Annotated in this window: 22 protein-coding genes; 19 read left to right on the top strand and 3 right to left on the bottom strand. The window is 34.6% G+C overall.

Annotated features, from left to right (window positions below; all coding sequences use genetic code 11):
• Nucleotides 1-391 precede the first annotated feature (391 nt).
• From yhfZ to FC88_RS04475, 8 genes are all read left to right on the top strand, one after another.
• The gene (gene yhfZ, locus FC88_RS04510; protein ID WP_057813227.1) at nt 392-1318 is read left to right on the top strand and encodes a GntR family transcriptional regulator YhfZ; all 927 of its coding nucleotides are present in this window, start codon (nt 392-394) and stop codon (nt 1316-1318) included.
• 12 nt (nt 1319-1330) lie between these two features.
• Nucleotides 1331-1681, top strand: a complete 351-nt coding sequence (locus tag FC88_RS04505; protein WP_057813225.1) for a PRD domain-containing protein — start codon at nt 1331-1333, stop codon at nt 1679-1681.
• 1 nt (nt 1682) lies between these two features.
• Entirely contained in the window at nt 1683-2048 is a 366-nt protein-coding gene (locus tag FC88_RS04500; RefSeq protein WP_057813223.1) for a DUF2620 domain-containing protein, read from the top strand.
• A gap of 64 nt (nt 2049-2112) precedes the next feature.
• Complete coding sequence (locus FC88_RS04495) at nt 2113-3405, top strand: YhfT family protein (protein WP_057813221.1); 1293 nt, start codon at nt 2113-2115, stop codon at nt 3403-3405.
• A 28-nt stretch (nt 3406-3433) separates the two neighbouring features.
• Complete coding sequence (locus FC88_RS04490) at nt 3434-4318, top strand: phosphotriesterase family protein (RefSeq protein WP_057813219.1); 885 nt, start codon at nt 3434-3436, stop codon at nt 4316-4318.
• Nucleotides 4311-5408, top strand: a complete 1098-nt coding sequence (locus tag FC88_RS04485; RefSeq protein ID WP_057813217.1) for an aminotransferase class V-fold PLP-dependent enzyme — start codon at nt 4311-4313, stop codon at nt 5406-5408. Before FC88_RS04490 ends, FC88_RS04485 begins: the two co-directional genes overlap by 8 nt.
• Nucleotides 5408-6574 (top strand): YhfX family PLP-dependent enzyme, encoded by a 1167-nt coding sequence (locus tag FC88_RS04480; protein ID WP_057813215.1) that lies wholly within the window; start codon nt 5408-5410, stop codon nt 6572-6574. Before FC88_RS04485 ends, FC88_RS04480 begins: the two co-directional genes overlap by 1 nt.
• A 1-nt stretch (nt 6575) precedes the next feature.
• Entirely contained in the window at nt 6576-7805 is a 1230-nt protein-coding gene (locus tag FC88_RS04475) for a phosphopentomutase (RefSeq protein WP_057813212.1), read from the top strand.
• A gap of 43 nt (nt 7806-7848) precedes the next feature.
• Here FC88_RS04475 and FC88_RS04470 read toward each other — a convergent pair whose 3' ends face one another.
• Nucleotides 7849-8568 carry a GntR family transcriptional regulator gene (locus tag FC88_RS04470; protein ID WP_057813210.1) on the bottom strand — a complete coding sequence of 240 codons (720 nt, stop codon included), beginning with the start codon at nt 8566-8568 and terminating at the stop codon, nt 7849-7851.
• Nucleotides 8569-8587: 19 nt separating this feature from the next.
• A complete protein-coding gene (gene deoC, locus FC88_RS04465) occupies nt 8588-9325 on the bottom strand; it encodes a deoxyribose-phosphate aldolase (RefSeq protein ID WP_057813209.1) in 738 nt (245 codons plus the stop codon).
• 221 nt (nt 9326-9546) lie between these two features.
• On the opposite strand from deoC, the gene FC88_RS04460 reads away from it, so the two are divergent.
• The 6 genes from FC88_RS04460 to FC88_RS04435 all read left to right on the top strand — a co-directional run bounded on the left by FC88_RS04460 (nt 9547) and on the right by FC88_RS04435 (nt 14395).
• Entirely contained in the window at nt 9547-9948 is a 402-nt protein-coding gene (locus FC88_RS04460; protein ID WP_057813207.1) for a PTS sugar transporter subunit IIA, read from the top strand.
• A gap of 18 nt (nt 9949-9966) precedes the next feature.
• Nucleotides 9967-10461 (top strand): PTS sugar transporter subunit IIB, encoded by a 495-nt coding sequence (locus FC88_RS04455; RefSeq protein WP_057813205.1) that lies wholly within the window; start codon nt 9967-9969, stop codon nt 10459-10461.
• A gap of 29 nt (nt 10462-10490) precedes the next feature.
• Nucleotides 10491-11342: a PTS mannose/fructose/sorbose/N-acetylgalactosamine transporter subunit IIC gene (locus tag FC88_RS04450; protein ID WP_057813203.1), complete on the top strand. Its 852-nt coding sequence runs from the start codon at nt 10491-10493 to the stop codon at nt 11340-11342.
• Between the two features lie 12 nt (nt 11343-11354).
• Nucleotides 11355-12194, top strand: coding sequence for a PTS system mannose/fructose/sorbose family transporter subunit IID (locus FC88_RS04445; protein ID WP_057813201.1), 840 nt, complete (start codon nt 11355-11357; stop codon nt 12192-12194).
• 154 nt (nt 12195-12348) lie between these two features.
• Entirely contained in the window at nt 12349-13044 is a 696-nt protein-coding gene (locus tag FC88_RS04440) for a GntR family transcriptional regulator (RefSeq protein WP_057813199.1), read from the top strand.
• A gap of 73 nt (nt 13045-13117) precedes the next feature.
• Nucleotides 13118-14395 carry a PTS sugar transporter subunit IIC gene (locus FC88_RS04435; RefSeq protein WP_057813197.1) on the top strand — a complete coding sequence of 426 codons (1278 nt, stop codon included), beginning with the start codon at nt 13118-13120 and terminating at the stop codon, nt 14393-14395.
• Nucleotides 14396-14457: 62 nt separating this feature from the next.
• Here the strand turns inward: FC88_RS04435 and FC88_RS12805 are convergent, their stop codons facing one another.
• Entirely contained in the window at nt 14458-14598 is a 141-nt protein-coding gene (locus FC88_RS12805) for a hypothetical protein (protein WP_157060421.1), read from the bottom strand.
• 69 nt (nt 14599-14667) lie between these two features.
• Between FC88_RS12805 and FC88_RS04425 the strand changes: the two genes are divergently transcribed.
• The 5 genes from FC88_RS04425 to FC88_RS04405 all read left to right on the top strand — a co-directional run bounded on the left by FC88_RS04425 (nt 14668) and on the right by FC88_RS04405 (nt 19708).
• A complete protein-coding gene (locus FC88_RS04425; RefSeq protein ID WP_057813193.1) occupies nt 14668-15756 on the top strand; it encodes a DUF871 domain-containing protein in 1089 nt (362 codons plus the stop codon).
• A 2-nt stretch (nt 15757-15758) separates the two neighbouring features.
• A complete protein-coding gene (locus FC88_RS04420) occupies nt 15759-16886 on the top strand; it encodes an amidohydrolase/deacetylase family metallohydrolase (protein WP_057813191.1) in 1128 nt (375 codons plus the stop codon).
• Complete coding sequence (locus FC88_RS04415) at nt 16873-17970, top strand: DgaE family pyridoxal phosphate-dependent ammonia lyase (RefSeq protein WP_057813189.1); 1098 nt, start codon at nt 16873-16875, stop codon at nt 17968-17970. Before FC88_RS04420 ends, FC88_RS04415 begins: the two co-directional genes overlap by 14 nt.
• Before the next feature lies 1 nt (nt 17971).
• Nucleotides 17972-18703 (top strand): 2-dehydro-3-deoxy-phosphogluconate aldolase, encoded by a 732-nt coding sequence (dagF, locus tag FC88_RS04410; protein ID WP_057813187.1) that lies wholly within the window; start codon nt 17972-17974, stop codon nt 18701-18703.
• A gap of 123 nt (nt 18704-18826) precedes the next feature.
• A complete protein-coding gene (locus tag FC88_RS04405) occupies nt 18827-19708 on the top strand; it encodes a sugar kinase (protein WP_235526898.1) in 882 nt (293 codons plus the stop codon).
• Nucleotides 19709-19818: the final 110 nt, after the last annotated feature.

The raw sequence follows: 19818 nt of genomic DNA, 5'->3' as shown, positions 1-19818 counted from the left end.
GTTTATTTTGTTTAGGGAGCATCTCAATCACCTCGATGCCTAATTATAACAAAAAAGAAAGCGTTACCGAATGCTTTCGCATTCAAGTAACGATTTCCTCATTAAGTTAACTACTTTTTCAGCAGTCTCGGTTTTTCTGAGTCTTTTTTTAATGGATACTATGAATTTGAGAAAAATATTTACATAAACTTTTAACTAATAATTTTGTTCAAAAATTATCGAAGTGGTTTTGTAACTAAACATAACACTAATATACTGTGATATTATTAGTTATTGCAATAGATAAATAATATCAAATATAAAAAACTATTGACTTAATTTTTGAAAGGGATTACACTATGGCTGTTGAAAGGAATATATTAAATTCTGTATATTCAGGAGGGATGTGGTAATGAAGGAGGCACAATTTCAGAAAAAAGGTATTGCCTTGATTTATTTAGCAAAGAAGTTCTTCACGCTTTCAGTTGGTGATCGAGTTCCAACTGTCGATGAGCTTTGCAAAGATACCAATACTTCAAGAGGAACAATGCAAAATGCTTTAGAAACCTTAAAAATGGATAGAGCAATAAAGACTATTTCCAAAGGACATATGGGAACGTATTTATTGGAACAAAATCGGGATAAATTATTAAGCTATATGATTAATAAGAATATTGTTTGTGCCATGCCTTTACCATATACGAAACATTATGAAGGTATGAGTACAGCATTTTACAAATCATTTGAGGAGAGTCAGCTTAGTCTTAATCTTGCCTACGTCAATGGTTCGATTAATAGATTAAATGGTCTTTTGACTAATAGATTTGATTTTATTATGACATCTGGCTTGACCGCTGATTATTTAATCAATAGGTATGATGTTCAACTAATTAAAATGTTTTCTGATGAAACTAACGTTTCAACTCACGTTTTAATCCATAGAAAAAACTCTAATGAATATCATTTTAAAGGTATACATGATGGTATGAATATTGGGGTTGATTCTCATTCCATAGACTATAAGTTATTGACTCAAGAAATTGTTAAAAATCATGATGTTAATTTGATTGAAACTCCTTATAACCAAATGGTCCAAAGAATTGGAAATGGTAGTTTAGACGCTGCTATTTGGAATCGTGATGAAATTAGCGAAAAAAATTATCCAGTAGATTATGAATCCATTAATAGTTCATATATTGAGAAGGCTTCAAGAGCAGCATTGTTATGTAGAAAGGACGATGACTTTACTAAAGAAATCGTAAAGAAATATTCTGATACATCAAAGATTGTTTTGGTTCAAAATGCTGTTATTTCGGGTAAAATATTGCCGGAATATTAGGAGATAAATTATATGAAAGAAACGACAGAAGAAAAATTAAAAGTTCTTAACAGAGTGGGGAAACTTGATCAGGATTCATTTGATTTTGTTAGTGATGTTGACATGTATATGGAATCTAATTTTCAAAGTGAAGATAATGAAATGCTTTTGATACATTTATCCGTTGCTATAAACAGAATGGTTAATCGTGAAAATGTAGATGAAATGCCAGATGAACTTTGGAATCAAATAATTTCCAAGCCTGAATACAAAGTTGCTGACACTGTTTGGAATGAATTAAAACCTTTAGCACCTGTTCAATTTTCGGAAAAAGAAACACAATATATTATTTTACATATTTTAAACATATTAAGGAGACAATAAAATGACAAAGATTGTTATTGGTGGCCAAATGGGTAAAGATGAAATTGAAGCTGATTTAAAAAAATTAGCTGGTGAAAAGAATGTAGAAATTATTGTAAAAAATGACTTAGAAGCAGCTATGGCAATTCAGAGTGGAGAAGCTGACTATTATATAGGTGCATGTGAAACAGGTGCTGGTGGGGCTTTAGCTATGGCAACCGCATTACTTGGATCTGATAAAACACTAACTGTTGCATCCCCATCTAAAGTATTGTCAGAAGAACAAATCAAAGATGAAATAATTAATAAAAATAAGGTTGCGTTTGGATTTACAATTAATACAAAAGATACTGTATTACCAATATTAACTAAATATTTAATTAAATAGCATTAGTTGTTTTTATCTTAATATACATTATTTAGTATATTGAAAATTAAAAGGGGAAATTAAAATGAACATTACAACGCTGATGAATTACATATTAATTGCGGCTGTTGGTGGTGTTGGTTCTATTCTAGCAAATAGAGGTATTGCTGTTTTTAATGATGGTTTAAGACCTATCATGCCTGAATACCTAGAAGGTAAGATTACTAGAAAAGAATTAGCTGCTACCAGTTTTGCTGTAAGTTTCGGATTAATTATTGGATTTGGTATTCCGGTTTCAATTGGATCTACTATTTTAGTTGCACATAGTATTTTGCTTGCAGCTGATGTTATTGGTACTTGGACCCCTGACAATAAGTGGGGAACAGCTTTAGCAGGTACCGTAGGTGCAATATATGGTGCAGGTTTACTATTTGGCCTTTCATCTATTGTCGCATTATTCAAGATGTTACCATTTAACTTTTTACCCGCTCTATCTCTAATGAGTGGTCCAATCTTACTTGCATTCTGTGCATTCCCTGCACTTGCGGTTGCAAGTCAACACAATCCTAAAAAAGGTTTCATTACTTTTGGATTAACTTTCTTGGCTTATCTAATTGCAGTTAAATTTGGTACATTCAAAATTGGTAAATTCACAGTAACATTGAATGCCATTGGGATGGCACTTTTAGTAGCAATGATTTGTATGATCTACTTTGCAGCACAAATCAAAGGAGAAGGAAATTCCAATGCCAGTTTGGTTAACGTCTTCTCTAAACGTGTTGGTCGTATAAAAGGTAACTGGATTTGGTTGTCTATTATGGGTGGTTTAATTACAGCGGCATCAAGTATGTTGATTATTGCCGTTGATGTCCTTCCACAACAATTATTGGTTAAAAATCAAGTTATGGAAGCTGCAATTGCAACATTTGCTCGTGCAATAGGATTTATTCCATTGGTATTCTCTACTGCTATCGTTACCGGTGTTTATGGTATGGCTGGTACAACAATTATCTTTGCTATTGGTCTACTTTTAAAGGGGCAACCAATCGTCGCATTCTTAGCCGGATTTGTTTGGATGTGGATTGAAGTACAATTACTTTCTGCTACTGCCAAAGGCTTAGATAAGTTCCCAGGTCTAAGAGATATGGGTGAACACATTAGAACATCTCTTCAAGATACAATTGCAATTGCATTACTTATTGGTGCTGCTATTGCATGTAATAAGATGGCCGCAAATATTGGCTTCTTCTGGGTAATTGGATTTTGGTTGTTAAATAAAAAATCTAAAAAACCTTTAGTAGATATGGCTGTTGGTCCAATTGCTACAATTGCTTTTGGTGTTCTATTGAATCTACTAAGAATCATTATGCTATTTTAATTACTTTAACTGAAAAGAGGAAATTTATATGCTAGTACCTGGTATGGTTTATTCACATGAGCATGTTCCAATTGATTTATCAGAAGTAAAACACAATGAAGATTGTCATTTGGACTCACAGGATTTGGTTATTAAAGAATTTAGAGATTTGTATTCAAAAGGCGTTAGAAATGTAATTAATATGAGTGCCAGAGGTATGGGAAGAAATATTCCGTACGCCCAAAAAGTTGCAAAAGAGTCTGGTATTAATATTGTTCAAACTACTGGATTTTATCAGGATGCATTTCTTCCTGTAGAAGTATTTAGATTGTCAGTCAATCAATTAGCTGATGAGATGATCAAGGATATTGAAATTGGAATTAAAGGAACTAATATTAAGGCCGGTGTTATTGGAGAAATTGCCACAACCAAAGGAAAATGGACTGAAGGGGAATCAAAAGTATTTGATGCTTCAGTTATAGCTTCAAAAGAAACAGGGTGTCCTATTAGCACACATACCTCTTTAGGCACATTAGGCCATGAACAAGTTCACTATTTTGAACGACAACATGCAAATTTAAATAAAATCGTAATAGGTCATGTGGATCTTTCTGCAAGTTCGGAATACGTTATTGATATGCTTAAATCAGGTATTAATGTTGAATTTGATACTATCGGAAAAAACAATTATTTAGCAGATTCTATTAGAGTTCAGATGTTAAAAGATATCGAAGATGCAGGATACACCGATCAAGTTGTGATGTCTATGGATATTACTAGAAAATCTCATCTTAAGGAAAACGGAGGAAACGGATATTCATACTTGTTAGATAATTTTATTCCTCAATTAAAAGAAGCGGGTGTATCAGAGAATTTTATTAATAAAATGATGAATAATAATCCACAAAGAATCTATGGTGATTTTAATGCCTAATTTTAAAACGTATCCTCTAGAAAGCATCTCAACAGAAGATGCATTAAAAAAACAGTTTAAGTTAGTTGATATCATGACTAGACATTTTTCGGGTAATGAATTGCTTAGTCGTGGAGATCTAGGAGTTGTTCTAGGTCTTAATCAACCCCAATATACTAAAAAAGTTGAAGAAGTTATTGCTGATTTCTTTGGAACACAATCAGCAATGCTAGTCCGTGGTTCCGGCACAGCCGCAATTCGTTTGGCGCTTCATTCGGTTCTTAAACCAAGTGAAACTTTATTAGTTCATAAAGCTCCTATTTATCCGACAACAGAAGTGTCAATAAATAGTATGGGAATTCATACTATCAAAGTGGATTACAATGATTTGGAAAATCAAACATTACCAAATAATATCTCCGCTATTCTAGTTCAATATACGAGACAGCAACCAGAAGATTCCTATTCAATGGAAAATGTTATCTCATTCTTCAAAGCAAATTATCCCAATGTTCCGATCATAACCGATGATAATTATGCAGTTATGAAAGTTCAAAAAATAGGTGTGGAATTAGGTGCAACATTGAGTTGCTTTTCAACATTTAAGTTATTGGGACCTGAAGGAATTGGCTGTATTGTTGGAAATAAAGATTGTATTGATGTCTTAAGAAAAGAAAACTATTCTGGTGGTTCACAAGTACAAGGTCATGAATCACTTGATGTTTTGCGCGGACTGACATATGCACCAATTGCATTAGCAAATCAAGCTAATGTTGTTAATGAGTTAGTACAAAGATTAAATAACAAAGAGATTCCTGAAGTTTCCAATGCCTACATTGCTAATGCACAATCAAAAGTTTTATTAGTTGAATTCACAACTCCAATTGCTCAGGAAGTTTTGAAGCATACGAATTCATTAGGTGCTGCTCCAAATCCAGTAGGAGCTGAATCTAAATATGAGATTGTTCCAATGTTTTATCGTGTTTCTGGAACATTTAAAGCGTATGATCCAAATCTTCTCAAAACAACAATTAGGATTAATCCATACAGATGTGGTGCAGATACAATTATTAGAATTCTTAAGGAAAGTATTAGCAAGGTGGTGAAATAATGTTTTTGAAAGAACTTGAAAAGCAAAATCCGGAATTAATTGACTTTGCATTTAAATTACATGAAACTCAACAAATTTTACCAGATACTTATGTTGTAGATTTGGATATGATTCATCAAAATACAGAAAAAATTGTTGAAGAAGCCAAAAAGTATGATGTGGAACTTCTCTATATGACCAAACAATTAGGACGAAATCCAATCGTTGCAAAAGAAATTGAATCAGCTGGAATTGAGAACGCAGTTGTTGTTGATTTTAGAGAAGCTGAAGTTTTTATGAAAAATGACTTAAAACTTGGTAATGTAGGCCATCTTGTCCAAACGCCAAAGTCATTATTGAAAAAAATCGTTAAATATGGAACAAAATATTTCACAATGTATTCGCTGGAGAATGCAATTGATTTAAATAAAGCAGCAAAAGAAGTAGGCGTTACACAAAAAACTATTTTAAAGATCCAAGATATCAAAGATGATATTTATCCAGGACAAGTGGGTGGGTTCACTCTTGAAGAATTAGATAGTCAATTAGAAGAATTGAAGCAACTTTCAAATATTAAAATCGTAGGATTGACTACATTCCCAGCAATTCTATTTGATGAAGAAACTGGTACATATCAACCAACAAGTAATATGAAAACAGCTAATAAGGCAAAAATAATTTTCAAAAAACATGATGTTGACTGTTCTGTAATGAGTCTTCCCTCTGCAACAGCAACCAAATCAATTAAATTGATTAAGGAGCTTGGAGGTAATGAGGGAGAACCGGGACATTCGCTGACAGGGACTACTCCAATGCATGCAGTTAAGGAATTACCAGAAAAACCTGCTTATTGCTATGTGAGTGAAATATCACATAGTTATGATAAAAACAGTTTCATATATGGAGGCGGTTATTACCGTAGAGGTCATTTAAAGCATGCCTTAATTAAAGATGGGGAAAAGAGGGATTACGCTGAAATATTGTCACTGGACAATTCCAGTATCGATTATTATTTAGAATTAAATAAAAAATACAAATCAGGTTTACCAGTAATCATGTGTTCTAGAACTCAGATGTTTGTTACTCGTAGCACTATTGCACTTGTTAAAGGTCTTCATTCAGGAAATCCCGAATTAATTGGACTTTATGATAGTCAAGGAAGAAAACTAGAGGAAGGGGTTAGATAATATGGGAAAATTTGGAGTAATCGTATTAGATAGTTTCGGAGTAGGGGCTATGGCTGATGTACCTAAGGTACGTCCTGATGATATAGGGTCTAATACAGCTTTAAATATTATTAAAGCGGTTCCACAAATAAAAATACCGAATTTACGTAAACTAGGATTAATGAATGCAATTGGTGAAGAAAGAGCGGATTTCAAATTTTCGACAACCGCAAATTGGGGAATATCTAATTTAATGCATCACGGTGCTGATTCGTACTTGGCTCATCAAGAAATCATGGGAACAAAGCCTAAAATCCCACTATTACAACCATTCAATGAAGTGATTGATATTGTTGAAGAACAAGTAAAAAAAGACGGTTTTGATGTGAAAAGATACGGTGATCCAGGTTATCAGTTGTTAGTTGTAAATAATTGTGCAACTATCGGCGATAATTTAGAGGCTGATCCTGGACAAGTATATAATGTTACTGCTGCATTAGATGAAATGCCATTTGATGAGATAACACGTTTGGGAGAATCAGTTAGAAGTGTTGTTAAGGTATCAAGAGTTATTGCCTTTGGTGGCAGAGAAGTGACACTTAAGAATATTCTTAATGCTCGTAAGATTGAACATGGAAAATATGTTGGAGTATCTGCGCCGGAATCTGGTGTCTATAATAAAGACTATCACGTAATTCATTTAGGCTATGGAATTAACCCTAAAGTTCAATTGCCTCAAATTCTTAAAAGAAATGGAATTGATGTAGCTTTAGTAGGGAAAACGGCAGACATTATTAATGTTGATACGGATAGAAAATTCCCCGGGGTTGATACTGATTATTTGTTTGATAATTTCATTGAACAATCGAAGGAGATGAAAGATGGATTATTGTTCATGAATATTCAAGAAACTGATTTGGCTGGACATGCTGAAGATCCTGTAAGTTACGCTGATGTATTGGAACGTGCGGATAAAAAGTTATCCAAAGTATTACCAATTTATACTGGTGATGATATTCTTATAGTAATGGCCGATCATGGGGATGATCCTACTATTGGATTTACTTTACACACTCGTGAACATACACCTTTATTAATCTATAAAGAGGGAACACATAATAAATATGTTGGTGAACGAGCTACATTATCGGATGTAGGGGCCACAGGAGCTGATTATTTTGATGTTGAAGCTCCAGAGAATGGAAAGAGTTTTCTACATAGAATTATTGATGGAACTAATATAGACGAATAATTAAAAATATGCTAGGAAGCATCTCAACTTCCTAGCATATTTTTTATCTATTAATATAAATTTCAAACGAATTATTATCCCCGCGATATTTAGCAATTGAGTATTCAGCTCTAACATTATCTTTTGTAGCACCAATAGTGTGGAAATAAAAAATTGGATCATTAATATCGATATTTAACAAATCAGCAGTAGTTTCATCAGCTTGTAATACTTCTAATTTACGTCGAACGTGTAAAATGGGACAATCATGTGAATCTAAAGTTTCGTATAAGGAAACTTTATTAAAATCAAATTGGTCTAATTTTGGGAAAACAGAGTATGGCACATAACTAGTAACCAAAACAACTGGCTGATTGTCGGCATAACGAAGTCTAACTAATTTAAAAACATATTCATTCTTAGTTATCTTTAAATTCTCACAAACTTCTTCACTAGGAGTCTCTTTTTGTAAAAGTAATACATGAGTTTTGGGGACGAGGCCTTTATTTTTGACTTCATCATTAAAGCTTTCAATTGTATGTGTGAATTCTTGAGAAATTTTGTTTTGTTTGACGATTGTTCCACGACGTTTCCTTTTCTCTAAAAGACCTTTGTCGACTAAAACTTTAATTGCTTGACGAACAGTGGGACGACTTACATTATAAATAGCCATTAATTCCATTTCCTTTGGAATCAACGTACCTGGCTCATATGTACCGTTTTTTATTTTATTTAGTAAGTCATCTTCAATTATTTTGTATTTTGGTAAATTTCCACTGTCCATATTTATCTCCTATGCATAATTATTTCATGTTTTTCTTATAATCTCTATTAATCTTGATGACGTCAACATTATCATCAGTCATACGATTCTTGATAGCGTTAATGATTTTAACACCACTACTTGTACCAATTCTATCAGCACCTGCAGCAATCATAGCCAAAAAGTCATCTGAATTTCTAATTCCACCGGCGGCCTTAACGGAAACGTCATCACCGACAACTGACTTCATCAATTTGACGTCTTCAACAGTTGCGCCACTAGGACCAAAGCCAGTTGAAGTCTTGATAAAGTCTGGTTTAACTTCCTTGGCAATCTCAGCTAATTTCTTGATTTCATCTTTTGTTAAGTAAGTATTTTCAAAAATAACTTTGATTAAAACAGAATTACTGTGGCAAAGATCAACGATTTGTTGCATTTCATCCTTAACATAATCAAAGTTTCCGTTCTTAACTTCGGTTAAATTAACGACATAATCAATTTCATTAGCACCATTTTTCAAAGCATCTTTGATATCAAAAAGTTTTGATTCGACAGTTGTTTGGCCCAAAGGAAAGCTGATGGCAGCACCTGTATCAATGTCGGTACCTTTTAATTGTTCAGAACATATTTTTGATTGTACTTGATTAATGGCGACCATTTTAAAATTGTATTCTTTAGCTTCATTACATAATTTTACCATGTCTTTGTCAGAAGCGTATGCGTGCAAGTTAGTATGATCAATCATTCTTTCCAGTTCTTTTAAAGTATATTCAAGCATAAGTTTTGCCTCCATATTATTTAATAAGTAATTACATATTGGATGATATCCTTACATAATAAAAAAGTCAATTGAATATTAAAAAAAGACAAAAAGTACGTATATTTAGGATTTTTATAGATAAAGCATTGACATTGTGTAAACGATTTCATATTATATGTATGTAATCTATAAGAGATTTAATCACAATATGTAATTACTTAATAGAAGGAGCTGATCAAATGAAAATACTATTATTATCGCATGGCAATTCAGCTAGCGGTATTTTAGATGGTTATTCGATGATAGCGGGAAATAATTCAAATATTGATTATATTCAATTGGATGAGAGTGGAATTTCTAAATTCTCTAATAAAGTTACAGATTATTTAGATAAAAATAATCAAGTGTTAGTAATTTGTGATATAGCAGGCGGAACTCCTTATAATGTTTCGTTCGATTACTTCTTAAGCCATTCAGATAAGATTCGCGTTATTAGTGGTTTAAATTTACCAATGTTGCTTGAATTGGGAACTTCAAATGTTGATATTTTGGATGAGGCAGTATCATTAGCTAAAAAAGCTGGTCAAACAGGAATTCAAATAGCTGAAGATGAAGAACCAGATAATGATATAGATTTTTAAATTGAGGAGGAATTTATTATGGCAATATCAATTGTACGTGTAGATGACAGAGTGATTCATGGCCAAACAATGACTTTATGGACAAAGGCTAGACCTGTTGATGGTATTTTAGTTGTTGGTGATAATATCGCACATAATACTTTAAGAAGAAAAGTGTTAAAGGCAGCAGCCAATGAACTAAAAGTTGGTATTTATACAGTAGAGGATGCACCGGATAAAATTCAAAAGGGAATCGATTCAAAAAAGAATTTCTTCTTGATCAGTGATTCTCCACAAACATTTTCTCAATTAGTAGATAACGGTGTAGATTTCGGTAAAACATTGAATGTTGGACCAATGAATACAAGACCAGGAACAAAAGTTTTAGGTCGGACAGTAGCTATTGATCAAAAGGATTATGAAGCCTTTGACAATATTGCCAATCATGGAATCGATGTTCAATTCCAATTGTTGCCAGATGATGAAATCAAACATTGGTCAACAATGAAAGCTAAATATGATTCTATGGATTAGTAAATTTTGATTAATGGAGGATAAAAATTATGGACACTTCTCTATTTTTTCCAGCCTTATTAACTGGAATATTTTGTTATTTAGGTGCTATTGAGACTCCATGGCTTTTTGGTATGTCTGGAGGTTTCTATATTGTCGGAAGACCACTTGTTGCAGGACTTCTTGTCGGTTTAGCTTTTGGCGATATCAAGAGTGGAATTCTTTGTGGGTTGGCCGTTCAAGCCGTATTTATTGCCAACCTTTCAACTGGTGGTGCAACCAATAGTGAAATTACTTATGCTGCTTATGGTGGTATTGGTTTGGCTATGGCAACTACAAAGAACCCTGCCATTGCGGTAACTCTAGCAATTTTAATTGGACAAACTTTTGGTTTGATTTTCTATAATGGCCGTATGGCATTGTACTCATTTTGGAATGCAAGAGCCGAAAAAGCTGCTGATCAGGCAGACACAAGAGGCATTACTTTAAATCACTTGGTTTATCCACAAATAACAACGTTTATTTTAAGAGCTGTTCCAGTATTCTTAGCCATTTTTTACGGTAAAGGATTAGTAAATTGGTTAATTAATAGTATTCCAGAAATTATTACACATATTATTCAAGTTCTTGGTGGAGTTTTGCCAGCTCTAGGTATTGCATTACTTATGGGTATTGTAATTAAGAATAAGACCCATTTAATCTTCTTTATGGCTGGATTCGTGCTACTTTCATTCGCTAAATTAAGTATGATTGCTATCGTATTTATCGCAGCATTAGTTGCATATATGTATTACTTTGCTTCATCAAATAAAGGAACAGGTAACGGTGAATCAGAAACTAAGGAAGCAACAGAATCAGCTGTTAATACAGATGACGAGTATGAAGACGACGATTTGTTCTAAGGAGGGATCAAGATGAGTAAAAGTGATTCAAAATCTGTGGGTCAAGATAAGCTATTAAGTAAACATGATTTAAATCAAATATGGTACAGATGGGGATTTACTCACTTAAGTTCAATGAGTTACGAAAAAATCCAAGGTCACTCATGGGCTTATTCTTACATACCATTTGCAAATAAGTTTTATAAAAATGATATCGAAAAAAAGAGACGTTTGTTACAACGTCACTCGATGTTTTATAATACAGAACCACAAACAGGTCAATTGATTAATGGTATTGTTGCTTCACTTGAGGAACAAATTGCCATGGGCAAAGATGTTTCTGAAGAAATGCCAGTTAATATTAAGACTACTCTAATGGGTCCTTTAGCCGGAATCGGTGATTCAATTATTCAAGGTATTATCGTTCCAATTTTACTATCTATTGGTATGAGTTTAGCTAAAGGTGGTAGTCCACTAGGACCAATTTTCTATATTGTAGCTTATGGAATTATTGGACCAACAATTTCTTATATAGCCTTTCACAGTGGCTACAAGTTGGGTGTTAATGCTATTGATATTATTGTTGGAGAGAACTCAAAGAGAATTACTGATGCTTTCAACATTCTAGGTGTAATGGTTGTTGGAGCATTAGCTGCTAATACAATTGTTTTAAAAACTATTGCTAAAATTCCAATGGGTGGAAAAACAGAATCTTTGGAAAATGTTTTAAACGGTATCTTCCCAGGATTACTACCATTGGCAATGGTCTTGCTAGGCTGGTGGTTAGTTTCATCTAAACAAATGACAGCAACAAAAGTTATTCTTATTATGACTGTAATTGTAACAATCGGTTGCCTAATCGGATTGTTCTAATATTTATCAAAAACCATGGACAAATTATCCATGGTTTTTCTTTTGGAAAAATTTAAATCTTGTCATCCGCTTACATAAATGATAACTTCTATTAGAATAATAAATACTATAATAAACGTATAAATAAACTTAAGCATCTGGGGGAAATACATTAATGGTCGTTGAAATTTTATACCAAAAAGTGGCTGATGATATCAAGAAGAACATCTTGTCAGGCACATATGAAGTCGGCAGTCTAATTCCAACTGAGAATGAATTAGAAGAAAAATACGATGTCAGTAAGATCACGATTCGGAAGGCAGTCGAAAAGTTGGTTGCTGAAGGTTATTTGAAGAAAAAGAGTGGTATCGGAACGCGCGTCATCAGTAATAATCTTTTCAATAAGTTATCTAAAGCTAAGTCATATTCTTCAATTGTCAACGAATCAGGTAATTTAACGAAGCAAATTTTGAAAGCTGATATTTTGGCTACTAAAGACACACCAGTAAAGGCAGAGTCAACTAACAAAAATATCGTTTATATCAAACGGTTATACTTGTTAGATAATAAACCTTTTATTATCGTTAATCATTATTTACCAAATATTGACGTTGCAGATGAATTACAAAGCCTGAAAAATCAATCATTGTACAAGTTTTTGCGTGATAATGGGCAAGAGATCAATAGTTTTAATGATGAATTTAGTGCCATAAATATCGATGAGACAGATAAAAAGATTCTTCAAAAGCAAGATAATCTAGCTTTAAAGCGTATTAGACGTGGCTTTGATAATAAAGGAAATTTAATTGAGTATACAGAATCTATTTATGACAGTAATAAAATGCCATACAAAATAGAATATGAGATTTAAATAATCTTTATTTAAGCGTTTACATTATAACATTATAATGTTATTATATTTGCGAAAAAGGAGGAGGTACTAAATGGATAACTTTATTAATTTTTTGAATGTTAAGGTCGTGCCTGTTGCGAACAAGTTAGGAGCACAACGACACATGATGGCAATCAGAAAGGGCATCATTTCAACGCTACCACTAACGATTGTTGGTTCGTTCTTCACGATTATCAATAACATGCCGATCGAAGCAGTCGCTAAAATGTTGGAACCATACAAAGATATTCTGGATATTCCATTCCGTTATACAGTGGGAATCTTAGCACTTTACGCAGCCTTTGGAATTGCTTCATCATTGGCCGAATATTACAAATTGGACAAATTAACCAATGGAACCTTAGCTGTGTTAGCCTTTTTAATTTCCGCTGCAGCACCAATTCAAGTAACTGACAATGTCAAAGGTGTGATCGATGCGGGTCGGTATATCAATATTGCCAATCTTTCGGCCTCATCTCTGTTTGCTTCAATTGTGACTGGACTTTTGACTGTTGAAATTTATCGTTTCTTCAAGGAAAAAAATATCACTATCAAAATGCCAGCCGGTGTTCCACCAGAAGTTTCAAATTCTTTCGTAGCTTTATTCCCAGCCGCATTCATCTTGCTATTTTTCTGGTTTGTTAGATACGTTTTGAACTTCAATATTTCTACATTCTTAACAACGATCTTGATGCCATTGAAAGGTGTCTTAGTTGGTAACAGTCTCTTTGGTGGTTTACTAACGATCTTCTTAATTACTGGTTTTTGGACTTTAGGAATTCACGGGGCAGCTATCTTAGCTCCAATTACTCGACCATTTTGGGAAATGTCAATTGCACAAAACATGGGTGAATTCACTAACGGTACTAGTGCACATCAACTTTCAACAATTTTTACCGAACAATTCTTACAATGGTTCCTTTGGATCGGTGGTGCTGGTGGTACCTTGGCACTAGTTGTTCTATTCATGTTTTCTAAGTCAGCTTATCTAAAAGATTTAGGAAAATTGTCATTCTTACCAGGACTATTCAATATCAACGAACCAATTATCTTCGGTGCCCCAATTGTTATGAATCCTATCTTGGGTATTCCATTCATCTTAGGACCTTTGGTAACCGGGACGTTGTCGTATGTTTTGACGATAACCGGAGTTGTGCCGATGATGATGGCCCGTTTACCATTTACTGTTCCTAGTCCATTGGGTGCTTTTGTCAGTACCGATTGGAGCATTCCAGCTTTGATTTTGGTATTCGTCAACTTTCTAATCGATTTAGCAATTTACTATCCATTCTTTAAAGTCTTCGAAAAACAACAATTGGAAAAAGAATAGGGTGATGAGATGATCGTGTTTCTACTATTATTTATCTACTTTATTACTTGCGAGATTTTGGTTCAAAAAGGAATCGTACCTAAATTTCTCAAAGAATTAAAAGCGGGCAAACTAATTTTAACTTCATCGCTAATAATCTTTTTGACAGCGGTCGTGAGTTTCTTTTTTAAACCGGCAGTAATTCTCGTAATTTTAAGTACCATCTATTTATCAATCAATATTTCGGAGTATTACTTGAGAGAGTTTAAAAAAATGGAAAGAGGTAAGAAGATATGACTAAACGGTCTTTAGGTATCTCGCTTTATCCAGATCACAGTAATTTGGATGATGACAAACGTTATTTAGTTCAAGCTAATCGTTATGGTTTTACAAGAATCTTTATGAGTATGTTGGAAGTTTCTGAGGGCAAAGAAAAAGTTGCCAAGAAATTCAGTGATTTGATTAGTTTCGCAAAAGACCTGGGCTTTTCAACCACTTTAGATATTGCACCTAATATTTTTGATCAATTAGGAATTTCCTATGATGATTTAGATTTCTTCGCTGAATTAGGAGCTGATGCAATTAGGCTGGATCAAGGATTTGACGGTCAAAAGGAAGCATTGTTGTCTTACAATCCGCAAAATTTAAATATCGAATTGAATATGAGTAATGACGTTGCCTATTTGGACAATATTCTCAGTTATTCAGCAAACCAACCGTTCATTTATGGCTGTCACAATTTTTATCCGCAACGAGGAACTGGATTACCATTAGATTTCTTTATTAGTGCTTCAAAACGTTTCAAAAAATATGGTATTGAAACAGCTGCCTTTATCACTTCACAAGTTGGTAAAATTGGTCCTTGGGATATCAACGACGGCTTACCAACCTTGGAAATGCACCGTGATTTGCCAATTGAAGTTCAAGCTAAGCACTTGTTTGCAACTAATTTGATTGATTGCGTCATTATCGGTAACGCCTATGCTTCTGAAGATGAATTGAAAAAACTCAGTGAGATCAATCGTTATCAATTAGTCTTTAACGTTGAATTAGCCGATGATATCAATCAAGTTGAACGTGAGATTTTACTGGACAATCAACACGTCAGACGTGGTGACATCACTGACTTAGTAATTCGTTCGACTGAAGTTCGTAAGAAATATAAGAATAACGATAATCCTGTCAGCCAATCCTCCCATGATTTCAAACGTGGCGATATCGTTATTGGCAATGATAACTTCGGTAAATACAAGAATGAATTACAAGTCGTCTTACAAGATCATACCGATGAACGTAAAAATAAAGTTGCCCAAATTTCTCAAACTGAATTATTCCTATTAGATTACGTTGGACCTTGGAATAAATTCAAGTTCAGGAGGTAATCGTGACTAGTCTTTACATCAAAAATGGCAAGGATGTCAGTGGTTTTCCCTTAGAGATTTTGATTGAGGATAGAAAGATTGCTCAAATTGGCCCCAAACTAAGCGTTATAACGGCCGATTATGAAATTGATTTGCATAATGCTTCTTATGTTAGTGCTGGTTGGATCGATGATCACGTGCACTGTTATGAAAAATTGTCACTCTATTACGATGATCCTGACAAAGTTGGCTATTTAACTGGAGTTACGACAGTGATTGATGCCGGATCAACTGGTGCCGACAATATTGAGGATTTTTATCAAATAACGCGTCAGAAAAAGACTAATGTTTTTGCGATGATCAATATTTCCAGAACTGGTATCCTAGCTCAAAACGAATTGGCCGATATGACCAAGATTGAATATGCGCCACTACAAAAAATGATTGATCAGTTTCCAGAGTTTATCGTTGGAATCAAAGCACGCATCAGTAAATCAGTCGTCGTCGACAATGGAATTAAACCACTGATTAAAGCCAAATTGTTTCAAAAATTGTTAACACAGGATTTGCCCCTGATGGTTCATGTAGGGACTAATCCACCAATGTTGTCAGAAATTATGGATGTTCTAGAAAAAGGCGACATCATCACGCACTGTTTCAATGGCAAAGACAATGGTATTTTAAATTCAAATGGACAAGTAGAAGAATTTGTTAAAGCCGGTCTGGCCAAAGGAATCATTTTCGATATCGGTCATGGTTCAGAAAGTTTTAACATCAAAACGGCTCAGCAAGCGACCGCGGAAAACATCTTTGCTCAAAGTCTCAGTACCGATATTTATCATCACAATCGAGAACATGGTCCTGTATATAACATGGCAACCTGTATTGAGAAAATGTTGTATCTCGGTTTTGAATTGAAACAAATTATTCCAATGATCACAACTGTTCCGGCTCACAATTTCAATTTGGATAAAGGTGAATTATCAGTTGGTAAAGATGCAGATTTAACAATTTTTGATGTCAAAAATCAAACGAAAACTTTAACTGATTCAGATGGCAATAAATTTCAAACTAACACTGTTGTAGAGCCAATTTACAGTATCATCGGTGGTCAAAGTTATGCGATAGGAGAAAACGATGGATCTATATGATAAATACAAATTAAAACGAGTCATCAATGCGGACGGAAAAATGACGATTTTGGGTGTTTCAAAAGTTTCCGATGAAGTAGCAGATGCTCAAAAATTGGGAGCTCAGAACTTTTTTGAAATGTCAGATCTTTTAGTTAAAACGGGTGAGTATTTAGCACACTTGGTTGGCAGTGAGGATGCTTTAGTAGTCAACTCTGCTTCAGCTGGAATTGCCGAATCTCTAGCTGGAATTATTGGGCAAGGCAGCCAATATCACGTTTACCATCCCTATACCGACCGTATTACGAAACGAGATGTGATTTTGCCAATGGGTCATGACGTTGATTACGGTGCACCGGTAGATGTGATGATTTCCGTTGCTGGTGGAAGAATGGTTCCAGCTGGTTATAGCAATATGTGTAAACCAGAACATTTGGAAATGCAGATCACTGACCAAACGGCGGCTATTTTATACATCAAGAGTCATCACACAGTCCAAAAGAGCATGTTGACGATACCAGAAGCGATAGAAGTTGCTCATCGTCATAATTTACCATTAGTTTTAGATGCCGCTGCGGAAGAAGACTTGTTGAAGTACATCAAAATGGGTGCTGACATCGTAATATACAGTGGTGCTAAGGCAATTGAAGGACCTGCCTCTGGGGTGATTTTTGGTAAAAGTGAATATATCAAGTGGGCTCGGATGCAAGGATTCGGTATTGGTCGGGCCATGAAGATTGGTAAGGAAAATATCATTGGTTTGACAGCCGCGATTGCCAAGTATTTAAAAGATGGTTCAGAATCGGGAGCCTCAATGGTTGAAAGACTCGAACCATTCGTCGACAATTTGTCGCAGATATCTAATATGGATGTCAAAATAGTTCAAGATGGTGCTGGTCGTGAAATTTATCGTGCCGAAGTAAGACCAACTGGAACTTTGTCAGCTAAAGAAATCTGTGATCAATTGAGAAATGGTGAAATAGCCATCTATGCCCGTGAATATCGCGTCAATGAAGGCATTATTGAATTTGATATTCGAGCTGTTAATGAAGTAGAAATGTACCAAATTGTTTCAAGATTAAAAGAAATCGTTGGAGGAAATTAAGATGAGTTTGCGACCAAATTATTTAGAAAATGGAATTTGTTTGAATGTTTTGGCTAATTCCGTTAAAAATGCTAAGGACTGTTATGAAGCCGCTGAAGGTCACGTGGTATTAGGAGTTTTGACTAAAAACTATCCAACAGATGAAGCTGCCATTGCCGACATGAAAGAATATCAAAAGGAAGTCGATAATGCCGTTTCAGTCGGTTTGGGAGCGGGTGATCCTAACCAAAGTAGTATGGTAGTCAGAGTTTCAAAGGCTATCCAACCACAACACGTCAATCAAGTATTCACCGGTGTTGGTGCTAGTCGTCAAGCTCTGGGACAAAATGAAACTATTATCAATGGTTTAGTTTCTCCAACTGGCAAAGTCGGTTTCGTTAATTTGGCAACTGGTCCTTTAAGCAGTCAAACAGCCCCAACAGAAGTTTCGATTGAAACAGCTATTGCACTGCTCAAGGATATGGGTGGCTCTTCTATTAAGTTTTTCCCAATGAAAGGTTTAGCTCACAAAGAAGAGTATGAGGCCGTTGCTAAAGCTTGTGCTGAAAATGACTTTGACCTCGAACCAACTGGTGGTATTGACTTAGATAATTTTGAAGAAATCGTTCAAATTGCTGTAGATACCGGTGTAAAAAGAATTATTCCTCACGTTTACAGCTCAATCATCGATGAAAATGGTGATACTAGACCAGAAGACGTTGCTAAGTTGTATCAAATAATCAAAAGATTTTAGAGGTTTTTCAGATGAATATTTTAGCCTTTGGCGAAGTTATGTTGCGTTATACCGTCAATGATCACAAAATGCTCGAACAAACTGACGAAATGACGGTCACAACTGGTGGGGACGGGTGTTAATTTGTTGAGTAGTTTGGCCCATTTTGGCTATGAGACATCAATTCTAACTGTATTACCAGATAATCCTATTGGGAAAAAGGCAGCAGCTGATTTACGAAAACTCGGTATTTCTGATCGAAAGATTATTTATCAAGAACACAATATCGGTAGTTTCTTCGTTGAATTGGGGTTTGGACCACGACCTCAACGAGTAACGTATCAGGACCGTTTGTCGAGTGCTTTTAGTAAGAGTAAAGTTGAGGATTACGATTTTGAAAAAGCTTTGACAGGTGTGGATATTGTTCATATTTGCGGCATCGCTTTGAGTTTAACTGACCAAACGCGAAAAGCCGCCAAAAAATTAGCTCAAGTAGCTCAAGCAAGAAATAAAATCGTCTGTTTTGATTTCAATTATCGGATCAGTTTAAATTCGGATATTGACCACGAAACCATGAAAAAACGATACCAAGAAATTTTGCCATACGTTGATATAGTCTTTGGTAGTAAGAGAGATTTGACTGATTTGTTGGATTACCAAATTGACGATGAAACGGAGTTGTACAAAAAGTTCTGTGTCGAATATCAAATCAATTTTTTTGCTGGAAGTCGTCGCAGCATTGTTGATGGCGAGAAATATTTTGAGGGCTTCTTGTTCCATCATGACAAAATTTATCGTTCCAGTAAGCATAAATTAAATATCATCGATCGAATCGGTAGCGGGGATGCCTTTGCTAGTGGAATAATCTGTGGACTGCTAGAAAAATGGACTTTTGAAGATATTCTGGAATTTGCTGTTGCTAATTCGGTGTTAGCTCAGGCGTCGATGAATGATACACCGATTTTTACTAAAGAAGATGTTTTTGGTTATATTGATAGTGATGGATCAAATGATTTAATTAGGTAAAAAAATTACTATTTAATGGGGGCCGAGTATGAAGAGAGAAGTTACTATTGATTCTATTTGGCAGATTGCAAGAAATAACCGAACATTTTTTAAAACTTAATATTTTCCAT

Origin of the sequence: Companilactobacillus futsaii JCM 17355 (genome assembly GCF_001435505.1) — a bacterium.
GTDB lineage: Bacteria > Bacillota > Bacilli > Lactobacillales > Lactobacillaceae > Companilactobacillus > Companilactobacillus futsaii.
The sequence above is the reverse complement of the archived record's forward strand: the minus strand, read 5'-3'. Positions and strand labels throughout refer to the sequence as shown.